Here is a 16,299-nt window from a genome sequence, read left to right on the forward strand (position 1 = left end):
CTCAGGCGTCGGTCGCCTCCTGCGAGACGACACTCGTGAACCCGTCCGGCAACAGCCGTGCCGCGATCGCCGTCAGGGTCTCGCTCGCGCCGGCGTCGAGCTTCACGTCGGCGCGGCCGTCGGCCTTCGTCACCCCGCGATTGACGACCACGATCGGGAGTCGCTTCCGACGCGCGAGCTCGAGCAGTCGGATGCCCGAGTTCACGACGAGCGACGATCCGGCGATCACCAGGGCGTCGGCACCCCTGACGAGCGCGGCGGCCTCGGCGTACTTCTCCGTCGGGATGAACTCGCCGAAGAAGACCACGTCCGGTTTCAGCATGCCGCCGCAGACCGTGCACACCGGGACGACGATCTCGTCCACCCGCCCGACCTCGGCGTCTCCGTCCGGATTGATCGTGACATCGGTCTCGGTGTCGAGCCACGGGTTGAGGGTGGTCATCCGTTCGGCGATGCTCGACCGCGCATAGCTCTGCCCGCAGGAGAGGCAGCTGACCCGGTCCATCGACCCGTGCAGGTCGACGACGCGGCGGGAGCCGGCCCGGACGTGGAGTCCGTCGACGTTCTGCGTGATGACGCCGTCGGCGATCCCTGCCTCCTCGAGGAGCGCGATCGCCCGGTGGCCGGCGTTCGGGCGAGCGCCGTCGAACCGCTTCCACCCGAGGTGGCTGCCGGCCCAGTAGCGTTTGCGCGCGGCATCGTCGTTGGAGAGGAACTGATCGACCGTCATCGGCGTGCGCACCGGCGCACCCTGGCCGCGGTAGTCGGGGATCCCCGAGTCCGTGCTCACGCCAGCCCCGGTGAGGAACGCGACACGTCGGTCCGCGAGCAGCGCGATTACCCGGTCGAGTCCGGCTTCGGCCGTCTCGTCAGCGGGATCCCCTGCTGCGGTCAGCGTGCTCATCCTGTTCCGTCCCGTCGGTCCGCGACGCCCGGAGCGCTCCGGGCCATCACTGCTCCTGAGTCTAAACGGCCTCGTTTTCGATCGTGTTCCCACTCTGGCAAGGTGGAGGTCGTACACCGCGTCGAGAGGACGTCTCCCATGCAGGTCATCCGCATCACCGATCTCGACGACGGACGACTCGACGACTACGCACGCCTGACGGACGTCGCCCTCCGGCGCGTGTCCGAACCGGCGGGCGGCCTGTACATCGCCGAGTCGACGAAGGTCATGGAACGCGCGCTCCGGGCCGGTCACCGACCCCGTTCGGTGTTGCTGCAGGAGAAGTGGCTCGAGGACGTCGCGCCGCTCCTCGCCGACCACGACGTCCCGGTCTTCGTCGGCGAGCCCGAGCTGCTCGAACAGCTGACGGGCTTCCACCTGCACCGCGGCGCACTCGCGGCGATGCACCGCCCACCGCTCGCGGACCCCGCCGAACTCCTCGCCGACGCCCGGCGCGTGGTCATCCTCGAGGACATCGTGGACCACACCAACGTCGGCGCGATCTTCCGGTCCGTCGCCGGCCTCGGGGCCGACGCCGTGCTCATCACCCCGCGCTGCGCGGACCCGCTGTACCGCCGGAGCGTCCGGGTCAGCATGGGGACGGTCCTGCAGGTGCCGTGGACCCGTCTGCCGGAGTGGGACGTCGCGTCGGGCATCCTGCACGACGCCGGCTTCGAGACCGCAGCGCTCGCCCTGTCCGATGACGCCGTCGACCTGGACACCTACGCGCGCACCGCGCCCGACCGGCTCGCCATCGTGCTCGGCGCCGAGGGGGACGGGCTGAGCGCCTCCGCCCTCGCGGCCGCCGACACGATCGTCACCATCCCGATGCTGCACGGCGTCGACTCGCTGAACGTCGCGTCGGCCAGCGCCGTCGCCCTGTGGGAGCTGCGTACGCGCTGAGGGTCCCTGCGGACCTATCGGCACCCACCCGACCGGCACGGCGCCGCAGGGGATGCGCAGGCATGCCCGGTACCATGACCGGGTGCCACTCACGAGACGACAGATCTATCGCCGCCGCCGTCTCGCCGTCTTCGGCGTCCTCGCCATCGTCATCGGCGTCCTCGGCTACAGCGGCGGCGCGCTCCTCAGGCCCATCCCCGCTGCTGCGGCGACCCTGGAGGCTCCCGAAGCCCTCACGTCCACGCTGGTGCAACCGACCACCCCGGTCTCGTGGCCCGGTTTCGGGCGCGGCGCGCTCGGCGCCGTCGGATTCGACGGTGTCCTGACCTCGAACGGTGAGCAGACGCCGTTCCCGATCGCCAGCATCACGAAGACCATCACGTCCCTCGTGGTCCTCGACGCCAAGCCCCTCGCCGCGGGGGATCAGGGCCCGTCGATCACCCTGACGGACGCGGACGTCGGCTTCTACTACGACACCATCGCGGAGAACGGTTCGGCGGCGCCCGTCGTGGCCGGTTCCGTCTTCACGCAGCGTCAGATGCTCGAGGCCCTCCTGCTGCCGTCCGCGAACAACTACAGCATCTCGCTGGCCGTCTGGGCGTTCGGTTCGGTGGACGCGTATCTCGATGCGGCCCGAGCCTGGCTCGACGCACGAGGCCTCACGGGCACGACGGTCACCAACACGAGCGGCCTCGGCGAGACGAACGTCAGCACCCCGAGCGACCTCGTGACCATCGGCAAGCTCGTCCTTGCCGACCCCGCCTTGGCCTCCATCGTCAACGAACCCACGGCGACCCTGCCGGCGATCGGTGAGGTCGAGAACACCAACGCGCTCCTCGGACAGTACGGCGTGACCGGCCTGAAGACCGGCACGGACGACGCGTCAGGAGCGTGCCTGCTCTTCTCCGCAGACCTGCAGGTCGCTGGTCGGACGGTCACGGTCGTCGGCGTCATCCTGGGTGCCGACAACCACACCGTGCTGAACGACGCCGTCGTGTCGCTCCTCCAGAGCGTGCCCGCCGGCTTCCACCAGGTACAGCTCGCGACCGCGGGTGCAGCGGTCGGCGCGTACGACACGGCCTGGGGCGAAGTTGCCAAGGTCGTCGTCGCCTCCGACGCCTCGGTCCTCGTCTGGCAGGACACCCCGGTCACGGTGGAGACCCGCGCGCGGGCGATCGAGGCCGGTGCCACGGGATCCACCGTCGGGACGCTCAGCTACACCGTCGGAGCCGGTGCCGAGGGCGGTGCCGCGACCATCGAGGTCCCGATCGCCCTCGACGCGGACGTCGCCCCCGTCACCCCGTGGTGGCGCCTGACCAACCCGTGACCGGCGCGGTCGCCCGATGACACGGTGACACGCGTCAGACGTCGAGCTCCTGGTCCTGAGCGGCCGCCGAGACGAACGGACCGGCGAGAGGCCGCTTCGCGCTGATGTGGTCGCCCGACGACTGGTGGCGCACCCGCCGCATGACCCACGGCACCAGGTACTCTCGCGCCCAGGCGAGGTCCTCCGTCCGCGCCTGTCGCCACCGTCGCACTGGGAGCGGCTCCGGCTGCAGGGGCTTGAGGTCGTTGTCAACGTCGAGCGCGTGGAGGACGAGACGGGCGACCTCGTGGTGCCCGAGCGCGTTCAGGTGCAGGCGATCCGGCGACCACATGCGCGGATCCTGGATCGTCTGGAGCGCCCACTGGTCGGCGATGACGCACCCGTGACGCGCGGCGATGGCCCGCAGGTTCTCGTTGTAGATCGCGACCTTGCCGCGGATGCTCCGGAAGACGGGGGAGAAGCCGACGTCGACACCCGTGAACAGCACGACCGTCGCGCCATCGCTCCGCAGCCGGATGATCGCCTGCTCGAGGCGCCTGGCGATGTCGTCCGGATCGGTGCCCGGTCGGATCACGTCGTTGCCGCCCGCGGAGATCGTGATGAGGTCGGGATGCAGCTCGAGGGCCGGCTCGACCTGGTCGTCGAGGATCTGGCGCGCGAGCTTGCCCCGGACCGCGAGGTTCGCGTAGGCGAACTCCGGGTGCTGAGCAGCGAGCACCTCGGCCACCCGGTCCGCCCAGCCGCGGTGACCGCCCGGCACCCCCGGCTCGGGATCGCCGATCCCCTCCGTGAACGAATCGCCGATGGCGACGTACCGTGACCAGGGATGGTGCTGTTCGGTCATGCGTGCTTCCTCCTGCTGTCCCTCTGGACTCTCCAGGGTACGCCTGGCCCCGCGCCGGCGGATCAGTCGTGAGTCGGAGATCCGGTCCTCACCGGGCTGCGCCCTCCATGGTCGGCGGGGTCGGTCCTGTCGGGTACATTGGTCTCCAGTGAACGCGGAAATCTCTTCTCCCCAGCATCTGGGCGGGTCCGCAGCCGAACACCTCTCCCCGGCCTTCCCGGAGCGGGCAGCGTGGGGCACGGCGAGCAAGCTTCGAGCCTGGCAGGCCGAGGCCCTCGAGCAGTACTTCACGACGGAACCGCGCGACTTCCTCGCGGCCGCGACGCCCGGGGCAGGCAAGACCACCTTCGCGCTGCGACTCGCGTCCGAGCTCCTCCACCGCGGTACCGTCGACCGCATCACCGTCGTCGCACCGACCGACCACCTGAAGCGCCAGTGGGCTGAGGCCGCCAGTCGGGTCGGCATCCGGCTCGACCCCAACTTCGCGAATCGCGACCAGGTGTTCGGCCGCCACTATCACGGCGTGGCCGTCACCTACGCCCAGGTCGCCGCCAACCCGCCCGTGCACCAGCGCGCCACCGATTCCGCCAGGACCCTCGTCATCCTCGACGAGGTCCATCACGGGGGAGACGCGCTCAGTTGGGGCGACGGCATCCACGAGGCGTTCTCGCGGGCGACGCGTCGGCTCTCCCTCACGGGTACCCCGTTCCGCTCGGACACCGCCCCCATCCCGTTCGTCGTGTACCAGCCCGATCATCAGGGCATCAGGACCTCCGTCACCGACTACAACTACGGCTACGGGCGAGCCCTCCAGGACGGGGTCGTCCGCCCGGTGCTGTTCATGGTGTACGCCGGGCACATGCGCTGGCGCACCAAGGCCGGCGATGAGATGGAGGCCAGGCTCGGCGAGGGGAACACGAAGGACATCACCTCGGCGGCCTGGCGGACCGCCCTCGACCCCCAGGGCGACTGGATTCCGGCGGTGCTGAAGTCGGCCGACCTTCGGCTGTCCGAGGTCCGTCAGGCGGTCCCGGACGCCGGCGGACTCGTCATCGCCACCGACCAGACGACCGCGCGAGCCTACGCCGCCATCCTGCATGAGCTGACGGGGGAGCAGCCCACGGTCGTCCTCTCCGACGAGAAGGAGGCCAGCGACCGGATCGCCGACTTCTCCTCGAACACGAAACGTTGGATGGTCGCCGTCCGCATGGTGTCCGAAGGCGTCGACGTCCCGAGACTCGCGGTCGGCGTGTACGCGACCTCCTCGGCCACCCCGCTGTTCTTCGCCCAGGCCATCGGGCGGTTCGTGCGGGCCCGACGCCGTGGCGAGATCGCCAGCATCTTCCTGCCCAACGTCCCGAACCTCATGGCCCTCGCGGAGAAGCTCGAACTCGAGCGCGACCACGCCCTCGACCGGCCGAGCGACCCGGAGGCGGAGGGCGACCTCTTCAATCCGGAGGACGCCATGATGGCGGCCGCGGAACGCGAGGACAAGGCGTCCGACTCCCTCCTCGAGGAGTTCACCTGGCAGGCGGTGTCGTCGAACGCGCACTTCGACCGCGTCGTGTTCGACGGGGACGAGTTCGGGGAACTCGCGCAGCCCGGCACGGAGGAGGAGTTCGACTTCATCGGCTTCCCCGGCCTCCTCGAACCGGAGCAGGTGCACGAGCTCCTCGTCCAACGGCAGAGCCGTCAGGCCAAACGCGGTGCCTTCGTCGACAAGAACGCCGGATCGCCGAAGCCCGAGGCGGACATCCCGGCGCCCCTGTACCGCACGCTCAAGGAGCAGCGTCAGGTGCTCAACACGCTGGTCGGGCTCTACGCGAAACACACGAAGGAACCGCACGGACTGGTACACGCCGAGCTCCGACGCGTCTGCGGCGGTCCGGCGGTGGCTCAGGCGAGTGTCACGCAGTTGCAGGCGCGGATCGACCTGCTCCGACGACGACTCGGGCACGGTCACTGACGACTCGGGCACGGTCACTGAGGACACGACCTCAGGCATCCGTCGGCCACAGAGCGTTGATCTTGGGAGTCGGCGTCTCGTGGAGTCCGGCGGGAAAACAAGAACGGCCGGAGCTTTCGCTCCGGCCGTTCGCCGTCTCAACACGGTGTGCGCGAAGGGGGACTTGAACCCCCACGCCCGTAAGGGCACTAGCACCTCAAGCTAGCGCGTCTGCCATTTCCGCCACCCGCGCGTGTTGTGATCGTGTCCGGCTTTCGCTGGGCACGAGAAGAAACTCTAGCACGGATTTCGGCACCTGTTCACCACCCCGTCGCTCACGGCATCCGTCGCGTCGCCGTCCGAACCGCACCGCACCCCGGACCCGCACGTGCAGGCGACGGGAACGGCGGGTAGCGTTGAGGCATGACCTCCGGCTCAGACGCACCCGATCCCCAGCTCGACGAGACCACGCGGATCGCGCGGGACCTCATCCGCATGGACACCACGAACTACGGCGAGGGCCGGTCCAACGGTGAGACGGAGGCCGCCGAGTACGTGGAGGCGTACCTCAAGGACCTCGGCCTCGAGCCCGAGCTGATCGACGCGGCTCCTGGCCGCACCAGCGTCGTCGCCCGAGTGGCCGGAACGAACCCGTCGAAACCTGCGCTCGTCGTGCACGGCCACCTCGACGTGGTACCCGCCGATCCCGCGAACTGGTCCGTCGACCCGTTCGGCGGCGAGATCAAGGACGGCCTGTTGTGGGGGCGCGGGGCGGTGGACATGAAGAACATGGACGCGATGATCCTCGCCTCCCTCCGGGAGATCCTCGGCAGTGGCCGTCGACCGGAACGCGATCTCGTCGTGGCGATGTTCTCCGACGAGGAGAACGGCGGCGTGTTCGGATCCCATCACCTCGTGACGGAGCGACCCGAGCTCTTCGCCGGCGCGACGGAGGCCATCAGCGAGGTCGGTGGGTATTCGATCACCTTCGGTGGCCGGCGCTCCTACCTGCTGCAGACCTCCGAGAAGGCCCTCGTCTGGATCAAACTGGTCGCGACGGGCCGCGCGGCCCACGGCTCCCGATACGTCCAGGACAACGCCGTGACCCGTCTCGCCGAGGCCGTCGCCGCGATCGGCCGGACCGAGTGGCCCATCCGCCTCACCGACACCACGGAGCAGCTGCTCCGGGAGATCGCGAACATCCTCGGCACCACGCCGGAACGGTTGGGGCCGGACGAACTCGCCCTCGCGACGGGGACGGCATCCGGATTCATCCAGGCCTCCCTCCGCACCACCAGCAACCCGACCCTGCTGCAGGCGGGGTACAAGCACAACGTGATCCCCGACCGCGCGGAGGCACTCGTCGACATCCGCACCCTCCCCGGCGAGGAGGACGACGTCCTCGCGCGCGTCGCGGAGATCGTGGGGGAGGACATCGAGATCGTCGTGATGCATCGCGACATCGGGCTCGAGACGCCGTTCTCCGGGCCCCTCGTGGATGCGGTGGTGGAGACGCTCGGACGCCACGACCCCGGGGCTCCGGTCCTGCCGTACATGCTCTCCGGAGGGACCGACAACAAGGCGCTGTCGTTGCTCGGCATCACGGGGTACGGTTTCGCACCGCTCCGGCTGCCCGAACACCTGGACTTCCCTGCGATGTTCCACGGCGTCGACGAGCGGGTGCCGCTCGACGCGCTAGGGTTTGGCAGGCAGGTCCTCACGGACCTCCTCCTCGACTACTGAGAAAAACCACGGACCGCTCCCGCGCCGACTGCGCTGCGGGGCGCTCCGGGAGCCGCCCCGCCGACGAACGCCGGATCCGGCCGAACACCAGCCATCCGGCTGCAGACTGAGCCGTACGGCTTCAGAAAGGTGCGCTGTGGACGTCATCAACGCCATCATCCTCGGACTCGTCCAAGGACTGACCGAATTCCTCCCGATCTCCTCGAGCGCGCACCTGCGCATCCTGGGCGAGTTTCTCCCCGGCGCGAAGGACCCTGGGGCGGCGTTCACCGCGATCACCCAGATCGGCACCGAGGCCGCCGTCGTGGTGTTCTTCTGGCGCGACATCGTCCGGATCATCTCCTCCTGGTGCAAGGCCCTCGTGGGCAAGATCCCACGCGACGATGCCGACGCCCGCATGGGGTGGCTCATCATCATCGGCAGCGTCCCGATCGTCGTCCTCGGTCTCCTGTTCCAGGACCAGATCGAGACGACGTTCCGCTCGCTGTGGATCGTCGCCGTCATGCTCATCGTCTTCGGTGTCCTGCTCGGCGTCGCCGACGCGGTCGGCGCGAAGAAGCGTCGACTGAAGAGCCTGACGTACGGCGACGGGGCGATCTTCGGCGGGGCCCAGGCGCTTGCACTCATCCCCGGCGTCTCCCGCTCCGGCGGAACCATCACCGCCGGCCTCTTCATGGGCTACGAGCGACGCGCCGCCGCGCGCTACGCGTTCCTGCTGGCCATCCCCGCCGTCTTCGGCAGCGGTTTCTACCAGGTGTTCAAGAGCATCGGCGAACCGAGCCCCTACGGCCCGGTCGAGACCCTCATCGCGACGGTCATCGCGTTCGTCGTGGGACTCGCCGTCATCGCCTTCTTCATGAGCTACATCTCGAAGCGCAGTTTCCTTCCCTTCGTCATCTACCGCATCGTGCTCGGCGTCGTCCTGCTGGTCTTGCTCGGCACCGGCGTGATCGCCGCATGAGGGCCTGGTCCGCTCCCGTCATCCCCGAGCTGCCAGGATCCGGCACGGCACCGTGCCTCTGGGACACGCCGAGCGGCGGGCTCATCGAGGCCTCGGCGGAACGAACCGCACGCCTGTACGTCTGCGGCATCACGCCGTACGACGCCACCCACCTCGGTCACGCGTCGAGCTACCTGGCGTACGACACGCTGCAGCGGGTCTGGCTCGACGCCGGATACGAGGTGCACTACGCCCAGAACATCACCGACGTCGACGACCCGCTCCTCGAGCGTGCGAACGCGACCGGTGTCGACTGGCGCGAGCTCGCGGCGAGCCAGGTGGAGCTCTTCCGGAGCGACATGGAACGGCTCCGCATCCTCCCACCCGAGGACTACGTCGCGGTCACCGAGGTCGTCGGACCGATCGCCGACGCCGTCGCGCTCCTCATCGAGCGCGGCGTCGCCTACACGGTCGACACCCCGGACAGCGAGGCGGGTGACGACATCTACTTCGACGTCCGTGCCGCTGCAGACGACGTCTGGCACCTCGGAGCCGAGAGCGGTCTCGACGAGGCGACGATGGCGGTCTTCTTCGCGGAGCGCGGGGGAGACCCCGACCGACCGGGCAAGCGCGACGCGTTCGACCCACTGCTCTGGCGCTCGGAACGCGCCGACGAGCCGAGCTGGGACTCCGTCGTCGGCCGAGGACGTCCGGGCTGGCACATCGAGTGTTCGGTCATCGCCCTCGAACACCTCGGTTCCGACTTCACCGTCCAAGGCGGCGGCTCGGACCTCGTCTTCCCACACCACGACCTGAGCGCCGGCCACGCGGCCGCACTGTCCGGTCGGCCGCTCGCCAAGGTGTTCAGCCACGCGGGGATGGTCGCCTACGAGGGCACCAAGATGTCGAAGTCGCTCGGCAACCTCGTCCTCGTGTCCCGTCTGGCCGCCGACGGCGCCGACCCCTCGGCGATCCGGCTGGCGATCCTCGCGCATCACTACCGCAGCGACTGGGAGTGGCACGACGAGGACCTCACCCGGGCCGACGGGCGACTCGCGACGTGGCGCTCGTCCTTCGCGGCGGACGCCGTGGACGGCGCCTCAGCGGACGGACTCCTGCAGGCGATCCGCGTCCGGCTCGCCGACGACCTCGACACGCCGGGCGCGATCGCGCTGGTCGACGACGCCGCGGCCACCGGCGTCGACGACGCCGCGCTGGTGCGCTCCGCCATCGACGCGCTGCTCGGCGTGAGCTGATGTCGGGCACCCGCTCGACACCACGGTCACCCGGGACTGCGAGCTAGTCGCGGTCCTTGCGCCAGGGTTCGTCGCCCTTGCCTTCGTCTCGACGAAGGTAGCGTTCGAACTCCTTCGCGATCGCCTCGCCGCTCGCCTCAGGTGACTCGACCGTGTCCCGCGCCTGCTCCAACTGCTGGATGTACGCGGCCATGTCCTCGTCCTCGGCGGCCAGCGTGTCGATCCCGTTCTGCCACTCGCCCGACTCCTCGATGAGCGCTCCGCGCGGGATGACGACGTCGATGAGTTCCTCGAGCTTGTCGATGAGGGCGAGGACGGCCTTCGGTGACGGCGCACTGTGGACGTAGTGGGGGACCGACGCCCAGACCGACAGGCTCTGGACGCCCTGGCGCTCCGCGGCGTCCGCGAGCACGCTGAGGATCCCGACGGGGCCCTCGTACGTGCTCCGTTCGAGCTGGAGGGCCTGGCGCAGCTCGGCGTTCTCGCTCGAGGCGAAGACCGAGATCGGCCGAGTGTGCGGGACGTCGGCGAGCATCGCGCCGAGCATGACCATGGTCGTGATCCGCTCCTCGGCGATCACCGTCAGGATCTCGTCCACGAACGCCTTCCAACCGCGGGACGGCTCGGCGCCGAGCAGGACGTAGACGTTCTCGCCACCGCCTTCGCTGACGCGGAGTGCGGCGTCCTCGGCCAGCGGGGTCGCCGGCCGGGACGCGTCCGGGTCCGGCCCGGAGACCGTCGTCCCCGGCCAGGTCAGCGACCGCTTGCCGTCCTCGTCGACGCCGACGGTCGGGCGATTGAACTGGTAGTCGTAATAGGGCTCGGGGTCGATCTCGAGCAGGGGGCGGAGCGCCAGCGAATCCCGCAGGACGCGCACGGCCCCGCTGGCCGCCTCACCGGCGTCGTTCCAGCCCTCGAACGCCACGACGAGTAGGCGACCGCCCAGCGGCTCCTTGGTGTGTTCCGTCACGTCTCACTCCTCGATGCTCGGGGACCTCCCGCGACCATCCATCCAGGATAGGCGCTCCGCCACCCGGTAGCATGGCACCCCGTGACCACTCTCCTCCCCGCTGCAGTCCTCTGGGACATGGACGGCACCGTCGTCGACACCGAGCCCTACTGGATGGAGGCCGAGACCGAGCTGGTCGCGGCCCACGGCGGGACCTGGACCCACGAGGACGGTCTGCTCCTCGTGGGCAACGGCCTGTGGGACTCCGCAGCCATCCTGCAGGGTCGCGGCGTGGCGCTGGACGCCGACACGATCGTCGCGCACCTCACCGATCACGTCCGGCGGCTCATCGAGGAACGCGGTGTGCCGTTCCGTCCCGGTGCGCAGGAGCTGCTCCGCGAGCTCCGGGAAGCCGGCGTGCCGACCGCGCTCGTGACGATGTCGATCCGGTCCATGGCCGAGGACATCGCCGCCGGGATCCCGTTCGAGGCGTTCGACCTGATCGTGGCCGGCGACGAGGTGGACCACCCGAAACCGCATCCCGACGCCTACCTGCGGGCCGCCCGCGCGCTCGGCGTCGATCCCGCGGAATGCATCGCGATCGAGGACTCGGCGACGGGGCTCGCCTCCGCCCTCGCCGCCGGCACGATCGCCGTGTCCGTCCCGCACATCGTGCCGATCCCGGCCGGCCCGCACCACACCACCTGGGACACCCTCGCCGGGCGGAGGGTCACCGACCTCGCCGAGCTCCGCGAGCACGCGACGACCGCAACCCACCACCCCGAGACAGAGGCAGTACAGCGATGAGCGCCAACCACCAGCCGGCGAACAGCGGTCCGTTCCGCGAAGGCGACCGTGTCCAGCTCACCGGACCGAAGGGGCGGCGGAACACCATCACCCTGGAGGCCGGCAAGGTCTTCCACACCCACCGCGGGATGATCGCGCACACGGACATCATCGGTCTGCCGGACGGCAGCGTCGTCGCCAACACCGAGGGCATCGAACACCTCGCCCTCCGCCCGCTGCTCGTGGACTTCGTCATGTCCATGCCGCGTGGGGCCGCCATCATCTATCCGAAGGACGCCGCCGAGATCATCGGTCAGGCCGACATCTTCCCGGGTGCCACGGTCGTCGAGGCCGGCGTCGGTTCCGGCGCCCTCTCCCTCTGGCTCCTCCGTGCCATCGGCCCGTCCGGCCGTCTGGCGTCGTTCGAGCGGCGCGACGAGTTCGCCGACGTCGCCAGGGGCAACGTCGCGACCTTCTTCGGCTACGACCCGCAGAACTGGTCGGTCACGGTCGGCGACCTCCAGGAGACCCTGCCGGAGACGATGCCGGCCGAGTCCGTCGACCGCGTGGTGCTCGACATGCTCGCACCCTGGGAGTGCCTCGACGTCGCTTGGGAGGCACTCAAGCCCGGCGGCGTCATCCTCTGCTACGTCGCGACCGTCACCCAGCTGTCCCGTGTCGCCGAGGCGATCCGCGGGACCGGCGGGTTCACCAACCCGCAGTCGAACGAGACGATGATGCGCGGTTGGCACGTCGAAGGTCTGGCGGTGCGGCCGGACCACCGCATGATCGGCCACACCGGATTCCTCATCACCGCTCGCAAGCTCGCGCCGGGGACGGTCCTGCCCGAGCTCAAGCGTCGGGCGTCCAAGAGCGACTTCAGCGCGGAGGACGTCGAGCTGTGGACGCCCGGAGCGCTCGGCGAGCGGTCGGCGAGTGCCAAGATCCTGCGGAAGCGCGCCAGGAGCGCCGGCGCGAGCGCCGAACTGTCCCGTGCCCGAGGCCTCGATGTCGGAGCCGGCGATCCAGACGACGCGGCCGGACCGCAGTCCGCCGAGCCGGTCGACGGCGACGAGCGGTGACCGCCGTCCGCGTCGACTAAACTGTGCGACGGCGACCTGCCGTCCCACCCGTACCACCGAAACGAGGATCCGTGCGTACTGCACCAGCTCTCATCGCCGCAGCAGGTCTCCTGCTCGTCTCCCTCACCGGGTGCACCGCTCCTGGCTCGGCGTCCTGCGACACGGGGGCGTCCGCCGGCGACGCCACCAAGCTCATCACGGTCTCGGGCGACTTCGGCGCGACGCCGACGGTCGAGCTGCCGAAGCCGTTGTACACGAAGACCACCGAGCGCGACGTCGTGATCACCGGTGACGGTGCGCTGGTCCAGGCCGACGGCACGGTGGGCGTGAACCTGATGCTCCTCAACGGTCGAACCGGCGAGGTACTGCAGCAGACCGACTTCTCCGGTCCGGGGGCCTCGCTGATCGCCCTGGCCGGGAACCCCACGGGGTTCGCGAAGGCACTCGCCTGCACGACGGTGGGATCACGCGTGGTCGCGGCCATCTCGTCGAAGGACGCCTTCGGCCCGGCCGGCGCCAACGAGGCGATCGGCCTCAAGAAGGACGACACGATCATCCTCGTCGCCGACATCCACAGTGCCGCGCTCCCCAAGGCGGACGGCGCGGAGCGGCCGATCCCCTCGGGCTTCCCGTCCGTCGTGACGGCTCCGAGCGGTCAACCCGGGATCACGATCCCCGCAGCGCCGGCGCCGACCGAGACGAAGCAGACGCTGTCGCGCGTCGGTGACGGAGCCACCGTGAAGGCCGGCGACCAGGTCATGGTCAACTACACCGGCGTCCTGTGGGACCAGAAGAGCGTGTTCGACAGCAGCTGGGAGAAGGGGCAGCCCCTCGTCTTCCAGGCCGACGGCGGCCAGATGATCAAGGCGTTCAACGACGCGGTCGTGGGCGCGAAGGTCGGTTCCCAGATCATCCTCGTCGTCGCACCGAAGGACGGCTACGGCGACCAGGGATCCGGGACCATTCCGGGCGGGGCGACGCTCGTGTTCGTCATCGACGTGCTGGGGACGCAGCGCCCGACGCAGTAACCGCCGCTCACAGCCAGACGGCCCGTCTCCCGCCCGCGTCGCAGGGGGGAGGCGGGCCGTCCGTCGGTAGACTGGACCGGTGTCCTCAGCCCGCGAGTCCCCGAAGCCGGTGCCGGTCGAGGAGCGGCTCTTCAGCCTCGTGCTCGCCCTCCTCGCCACCCAGACTGGCCTGACGAAGAACGAGATCCTGTCGACCGTGCAGGGGTACCGTCAGCAGTACTCGAGCGGCGGTGGCAACGCCAGCCTGGAGCGACAGTTCGAGCGCGACAAGGACAACATCCGCGAGCTCGGCGTCCCCCTCGAGACGATCGAACAGCCGGGCGAACCCGGGAACAACCAGTCGATGCGCTATCGGATCCCGAAGGGTGCGTACGAGCTGCCCGCCGACGTCCGGTTCACTCCCGCGGAGTTGTCGTTGTTGTCGCTCGCGGCGACGGTGTGGCGCGAGGGTTCGCTCTCCGGTCAGTCGCAGCGAGCCATGACGAAACTGCGGTCGCTCGGCATCGAGCCGGACGAACCGATCATCGGGTACGCCCCGCGGCTGCGCACACGCGAGGCCTCGTTCGAACCGCTCGACGCCGCGCTGGAACGGCGCGCCGTCGTCGCCTTCCCCTACCTGAAACCGGGGGAGGAGCGCCCGCGCGTGCGCACCGTGGCTCCTCTCGCGCTCGTCCAGCACGAGGGGCGATGGCACCTGTTCGCGACCGACCGAACCGTGGACCAACCGCGGACGTTCCTCCTGTCGCGCATCGTCGGACCGGTGAAGCCGACGGGTGAGTCGTTCCCGGCGGACGGTGTCGACCACGCGGCCGACGCCATCGAGGGGCTTCGGCGGGTCTCCTCCTCACAACGCGCCGTGGTCCGCGTCCGACCGGGGACCGACGCCGCCGCACGTCTGGGCAACCGATACGGCGTAGCCGACGCCGACCACGCGGAACTCACGATCCCCTACCTCGACCACCACATCCTCGCCGACGAACTCGCCGGGTTCGGTCCCGAGGTCCTCGTCGTCGACCCGCCCGCTCTCGCGGACGCCGTCGCGGCGAGACTCCGGCTCGTCGTCGCCCGACACACCGACACCGATGACGCACCGGAGCCGAAGGAGCCCACCCGTGGCTAAGCGACCGGCAGCACCCCGCGCTCAAGACAAACTGATCTTCCTCCTGTCGCTCGTCCCCTACCTCATCGACCGTGAGCGGGTGACGGTCGAGGAGGCCGCCCGACACTTCGGCCTCTCGCCGCGCCAGATCCGCGAGGCGGTCGAGCTCCTCACCGTGTCGGGTGTGCCGGGCGACACCCGGCAGTATCTCGCCGGCGATCTCTTCGACATCGACTGGGGCAGCTTCGAGGAGGACGACGAGATCGTCCTCACCCACCGGGTCGCCCTGGACGACAGTCCTCGGTTCTCAGCGCGAGAGGCGTCGGCGCTCATCGCCGGTCTCCAGTCCTTGCAGCGGCTCCCGGAGTTCGTCGACAGCGACGTCATCGGCGGGGTGATGGCGAAGCTGGCGCGCGGTGCATCGTCGGCACCCGGCCAGCTCGCCGTCACGGAGTCGTACTCCGCACGAGCCGTCGGCATCATCCGCGCCGCACTCGCGGCCGGGCGAAGCGTGGCGTTCGACTACGTCGATGCGAGTGGTTCGACCGAGGCGAGGCTCGTCGACCCGCTCCGTCTCGAGTCCCAGGATCAAGACTGGTACCTGTACGGGTGGTGCCACCTCAGAGAGGCGACGCGACGCTTCCGACTGGATCGGATGACGGAGCTCCGACAGAGCGAGGCCGAGGTCGTGTTCCGCGAGGCCGAGGTCGTCGTCCCGACGGCGTTGTTCGAGCCGAGCGACTCCGACCGCAACGTCACCGTGCTCGTGCGACGTTCGGTCCTCCCACTCATCGACGACTACGTGGTCGCCGTCGACGGCGCGGCGAACACCGCGGCGGGGGCCGACGAGGTCGACGGCGAGGTGACCGCCACACTCCGTCTCGCGCATCACCACGGCCTTAAGCGGCTCGTCGCCGCCCATCCCGGACTCATCACGGTGTTGGCCCCGGCGGACGCCCGGGACGCCGTCGCCGACTGGGCTGCCGCCGGCCTCGCGCAGTACCCCGCCGTCGCCGCGGAGTGACTGCGCACACTTCCGGCGGTGTACGGGCCGATGCAGGGTAGAGTGGGGGAACCTCGACCTCGAAGATCAGGAACGAAGACTATGTTCGGCAACGCATTCACCGGATGGCACCTCGTCATCATCCTCCTCATCGTCCTGCTCCTGTTCGGCGCACCGAAGCTCCCCGGGCTCGCCCGAAGCGTCGGTCAGTCCATGCGCATCTTCAAGAGCGAGGTCAAGAGCATGCGCGACGACGAGCCCGCTGCGGGCGACGCCACGACGCCGGTCCCGCCGGCGGGCACGACGCCCGTCGAGCCGACTCCGGCCGCCACGGCCCCGCAGAAGCCGACCGACCCGCCCGTCAAGCCGTAACCCTGAGGACCACGCGAGCCCGATGACGCCAGTACCTGGCACCCGACGAGTGCGCCTCGAATCCGCTGTCGAGCGACGG

Annotated in this window: 15 protein-coding genes and 1 tRNA gene; 12 read left to right on the forward strand and 4 right to left on the reverse strand. The window is 69.8% G+C overall.

Annotated features, from left to right (window positions below):
- Position 1: 1 nt before the first annotated feature.
- Positions 2-904 (reverse strand): Sir2 family NAD-dependent protein deacetylase, encoded by a 903-nt coding sequence (locus QRN26_RS07695; RefSeq protein WP_056005582.1) that lies wholly within the window; start codon positions 902-904, stop codon positions 2-4.
- A 138-nt stretch (positions 905-1,042) separates the two neighbouring features.
- On the opposite strand from QRN26_RS07695, the gene QRN26_RS07700 reads away from it, so the two are divergent.
- Together QRN26_RS07700 and QRN26_RS07705 are read left to right on the forward strand one after the other, a co-directional pair.
- Entirely contained in the window at positions 1,043-1,846 is an 804-nt protein-coding gene (locus QRN26_RS07700) for a TrmH family RNA methyltransferase (protein ID WP_056005579.1), read from the forward strand.
- 82 nt (positions 1,847-1,928) lie between these two features.
- Positions 1,929-3,173: a D-alanyl-D-alanine carboxypeptidase family protein gene (locus QRN26_RS07705; protein WP_285036092.1), complete on the forward strand. Its 1,245-nt coding sequence runs from the start codon at positions 1,929-1,931 to the stop codon at positions 3,171-3,173.
- 34 nt (positions 3,174-3,207) lie between these two features.
- On the opposite strand, the gene QRN26_RS07710 is transcribed toward QRN26_RS07705, so the two are convergent.
- Complete coding sequence (locus QRN26_RS07710) at positions 3,208-4,017, reverse strand: SGNH/GDSL hydrolase family protein (protein ID WP_056005573.1); 810 nt, start codon at positions 4,015-4,017, stop codon at positions 3,208-3,210.
- Between the two features lie 148 nt (positions 4,018-4,165).
- Between QRN26_RS07710 and QRN26_RS07715 the strand changes: the two genes are divergently transcribed.
- A complete protein-coding gene (locus QRN26_RS07715) occupies positions 4,166-5,983 on the forward strand; it encodes a DEAD/DEAH box helicase (protein ID WP_056005571.1) in 1,818 nt (605 codons plus the stop codon).
- A gap of 148 nt (positions 5,984-6,131) precedes the next feature.
- Here QRN26_RS07715 and QRN26_RS07720 read toward each other — a convergent pair.
- Positions 6,132-6,215 (reverse strand) — tRNA-Leu (locus tag QRN26_RS07720).
- Between the two features lie 170 nt (positions 6,216-6,385).
- Here QRN26_RS07720 and QRN26_RS07725 point away from each other — a divergent pair.
- From QRN26_RS07725 to mshC, 3 genes are all read left to right on the forward strand, one after another.
- Complete coding sequence (locus QRN26_RS07725) at positions 6,386-7,705, forward strand: M20/M25/M40 family metallo-hydrolase (protein ID WP_285036094.1); 1,320 nt, start codon at positions 6,386-6,388, stop codon at positions 7,703-7,705.
- A 136-nt stretch (positions 7,706-7,841) separates the two neighbouring features.
- The gene (locus tag QRN26_RS07730; protein ID WP_056005566.1) at positions 7,842-8,666 is read left to right on the forward strand and encodes an undecaprenyl-diphosphate phosphatase; all 825 of its coding nucleotides are present in this window, start codon (positions 7,842-7,844) and stop codon (positions 8,664-8,666) included.
- A complete protein-coding gene (mshC, locus tag QRN26_RS07735) occupies positions 8,663-9,901 on the forward strand; it encodes a cysteine--1-D-myo-inosityl 2-amino-2-deoxy-alpha-D-glucopyranoside ligase (RefSeq protein ID WP_285036095.1) in 1,239 nt (412 codons plus the stop codon). Before QRN26_RS07730 ends, mshC begins: the two co-directional genes overlap by 4 nt.
- A 43-nt stretch (positions 9,902-9,944) precedes the next feature.
- Here mshC and QRN26_RS07740 read toward each other — a convergent pair whose 3' ends face one another.
- On the reverse strand, positions 9,945-10,871 hold the full coding sequence (locus tag QRN26_RS07740) for a PAC2 family protein (protein WP_056005560.1): 927 nt from the start codon (positions 10,869-10,871) through the stop codon (positions 9,945-9,947).
- An 81-nt stretch (positions 10,872-10,952) separates the two neighbouring features.
- On the opposite strand from QRN26_RS07740, the gene QRN26_RS07745 reads away from it, so the two are divergent.
- The 6 genes from QRN26_RS07745 to tatA all read left to right on the forward strand — a co-directional run bounded on the left by QRN26_RS07745 (position 10,953) and on the right by tatA (position 16,220).
- A complete protein-coding gene (locus QRN26_RS07745) occupies positions 10,953-11,657 on the forward strand; it encodes an HAD family hydrolase (protein ID WP_056005557.1) in 705 nt (234 codons plus the stop codon).
- Positions 11,654-12,718, forward strand: a complete 1,065-nt coding sequence (locus QRN26_RS07750; RefSeq protein WP_056777374.1) for a tRNA (adenine-N1)-methyltransferase — start codon at positions 11,654-11,656, stop codon at positions 12,716-12,718. Before QRN26_RS07745 ends, QRN26_RS07750 begins: the two co-directional genes overlap by 4 nt.
- Positions 12,719-12,789: 71 nt before the next feature.
- The gene (locus tag QRN26_RS07755; RefSeq protein ID WP_285036096.1) at positions 12,790-13,746 is read left to right on the forward strand and encodes an FKBP-type peptidyl-prolyl cis-trans isomerase; all 957 of its coding nucleotides are present in this window, start codon (positions 12,790-12,792) and stop codon (positions 13,744-13,746) included.
- 79 nt (positions 13,747-13,825) lie between these two features.
- A complete protein-coding gene (locus tag QRN26_RS07760) occupies positions 13,826-14,866 on the forward strand; it encodes a helix-turn-helix transcriptional regulator (protein ID WP_056005548.1) in 1,041 nt (346 codons plus the stop codon).
- On the forward strand, positions 14,859-15,869 hold the full coding sequence (locus QRN26_RS07765; RefSeq protein WP_056005543.1) for a helix-turn-helix transcriptional regulator: 1,011 nt from the start codon (positions 14,859-14,861) through the stop codon (positions 15,867-15,869). The genes QRN26_RS07760 and QRN26_RS07765 overlap by 8 nt, the downstream gene beginning before the upstream one ends.
- An 81-nt stretch (positions 15,870-15,950) precedes the next feature.
- Positions 15,951-16,220, forward strand: coding sequence for a Sec-independent protein translocase subunit TatA (gene tatA, locus QRN26_RS07770; protein WP_056005540.1), 270 nt, complete (start codon positions 15,951-15,953; stop codon positions 16,218-16,220).
- Positions 16,221-16,299 lie beyond the last annotated feature (79 nt).

The organism is Plantibacter sp. ME-Dv--P-095 (assembly GCF_030209365.1).
In the GTDB taxonomy this organism is placed as follows: Bacteria; Actinomycetota; Actinomycetes; order Actinomycetales; family Microbacteriaceae; genus Plantibacter.

Excerpts from the sequence above, each read along its gene's own strand:
- QRN26_RS07700 (WP_056005579.1), top strand. The coding sequence starts at position 1,043 with ATGCAGGTCATCCGCATCACCGATCTCGACGACGGACGACTCGACGAC.
- tatA (WP_056005540.1), top strand. The coding sequence starts at position 15,951 with ATGTTCGGCAACGCATTCACCGGATGGCACCTCGTCATCATCCTCCTC.
- QRN26_RS07695 (WP_056005582.1), bottom strand. The coding sequence starts at position 904 with ATGAGCACGCTGACCGCAGCAGGGGATCCCGCTGACGAGACGGCCGAA.
- QRN26_RS07750 (WP_056777374.1), top strand. The coding sequence starts at position 11,654 with ATGAGCGCCAACCACCAGCCGGCGAACAGCGGTCCGTTCCGCGAAGGC.
- mshC (WP_285036095.1), top strand. The coding sequence starts at position 8,663 with ATGAGGGCCTGGTCCGCTCCCGTCATCCCCGAGCTGCCAGGATCCGGC.
- QRN26_RS07710 (WP_056005573.1), bottom strand. The coding sequence starts at position 4,017 with ATGACCGAACAGCACCATCCCTGGTCACGGTACGTCGCCATCGGCGAT.
- QRN26_RS07725 (WP_285036094.1), top strand. The coding sequence starts at position 6,386 with ATGACCTCCGGCTCAGACGCACCCGATCCCCAGCTCGACGAGACCACG.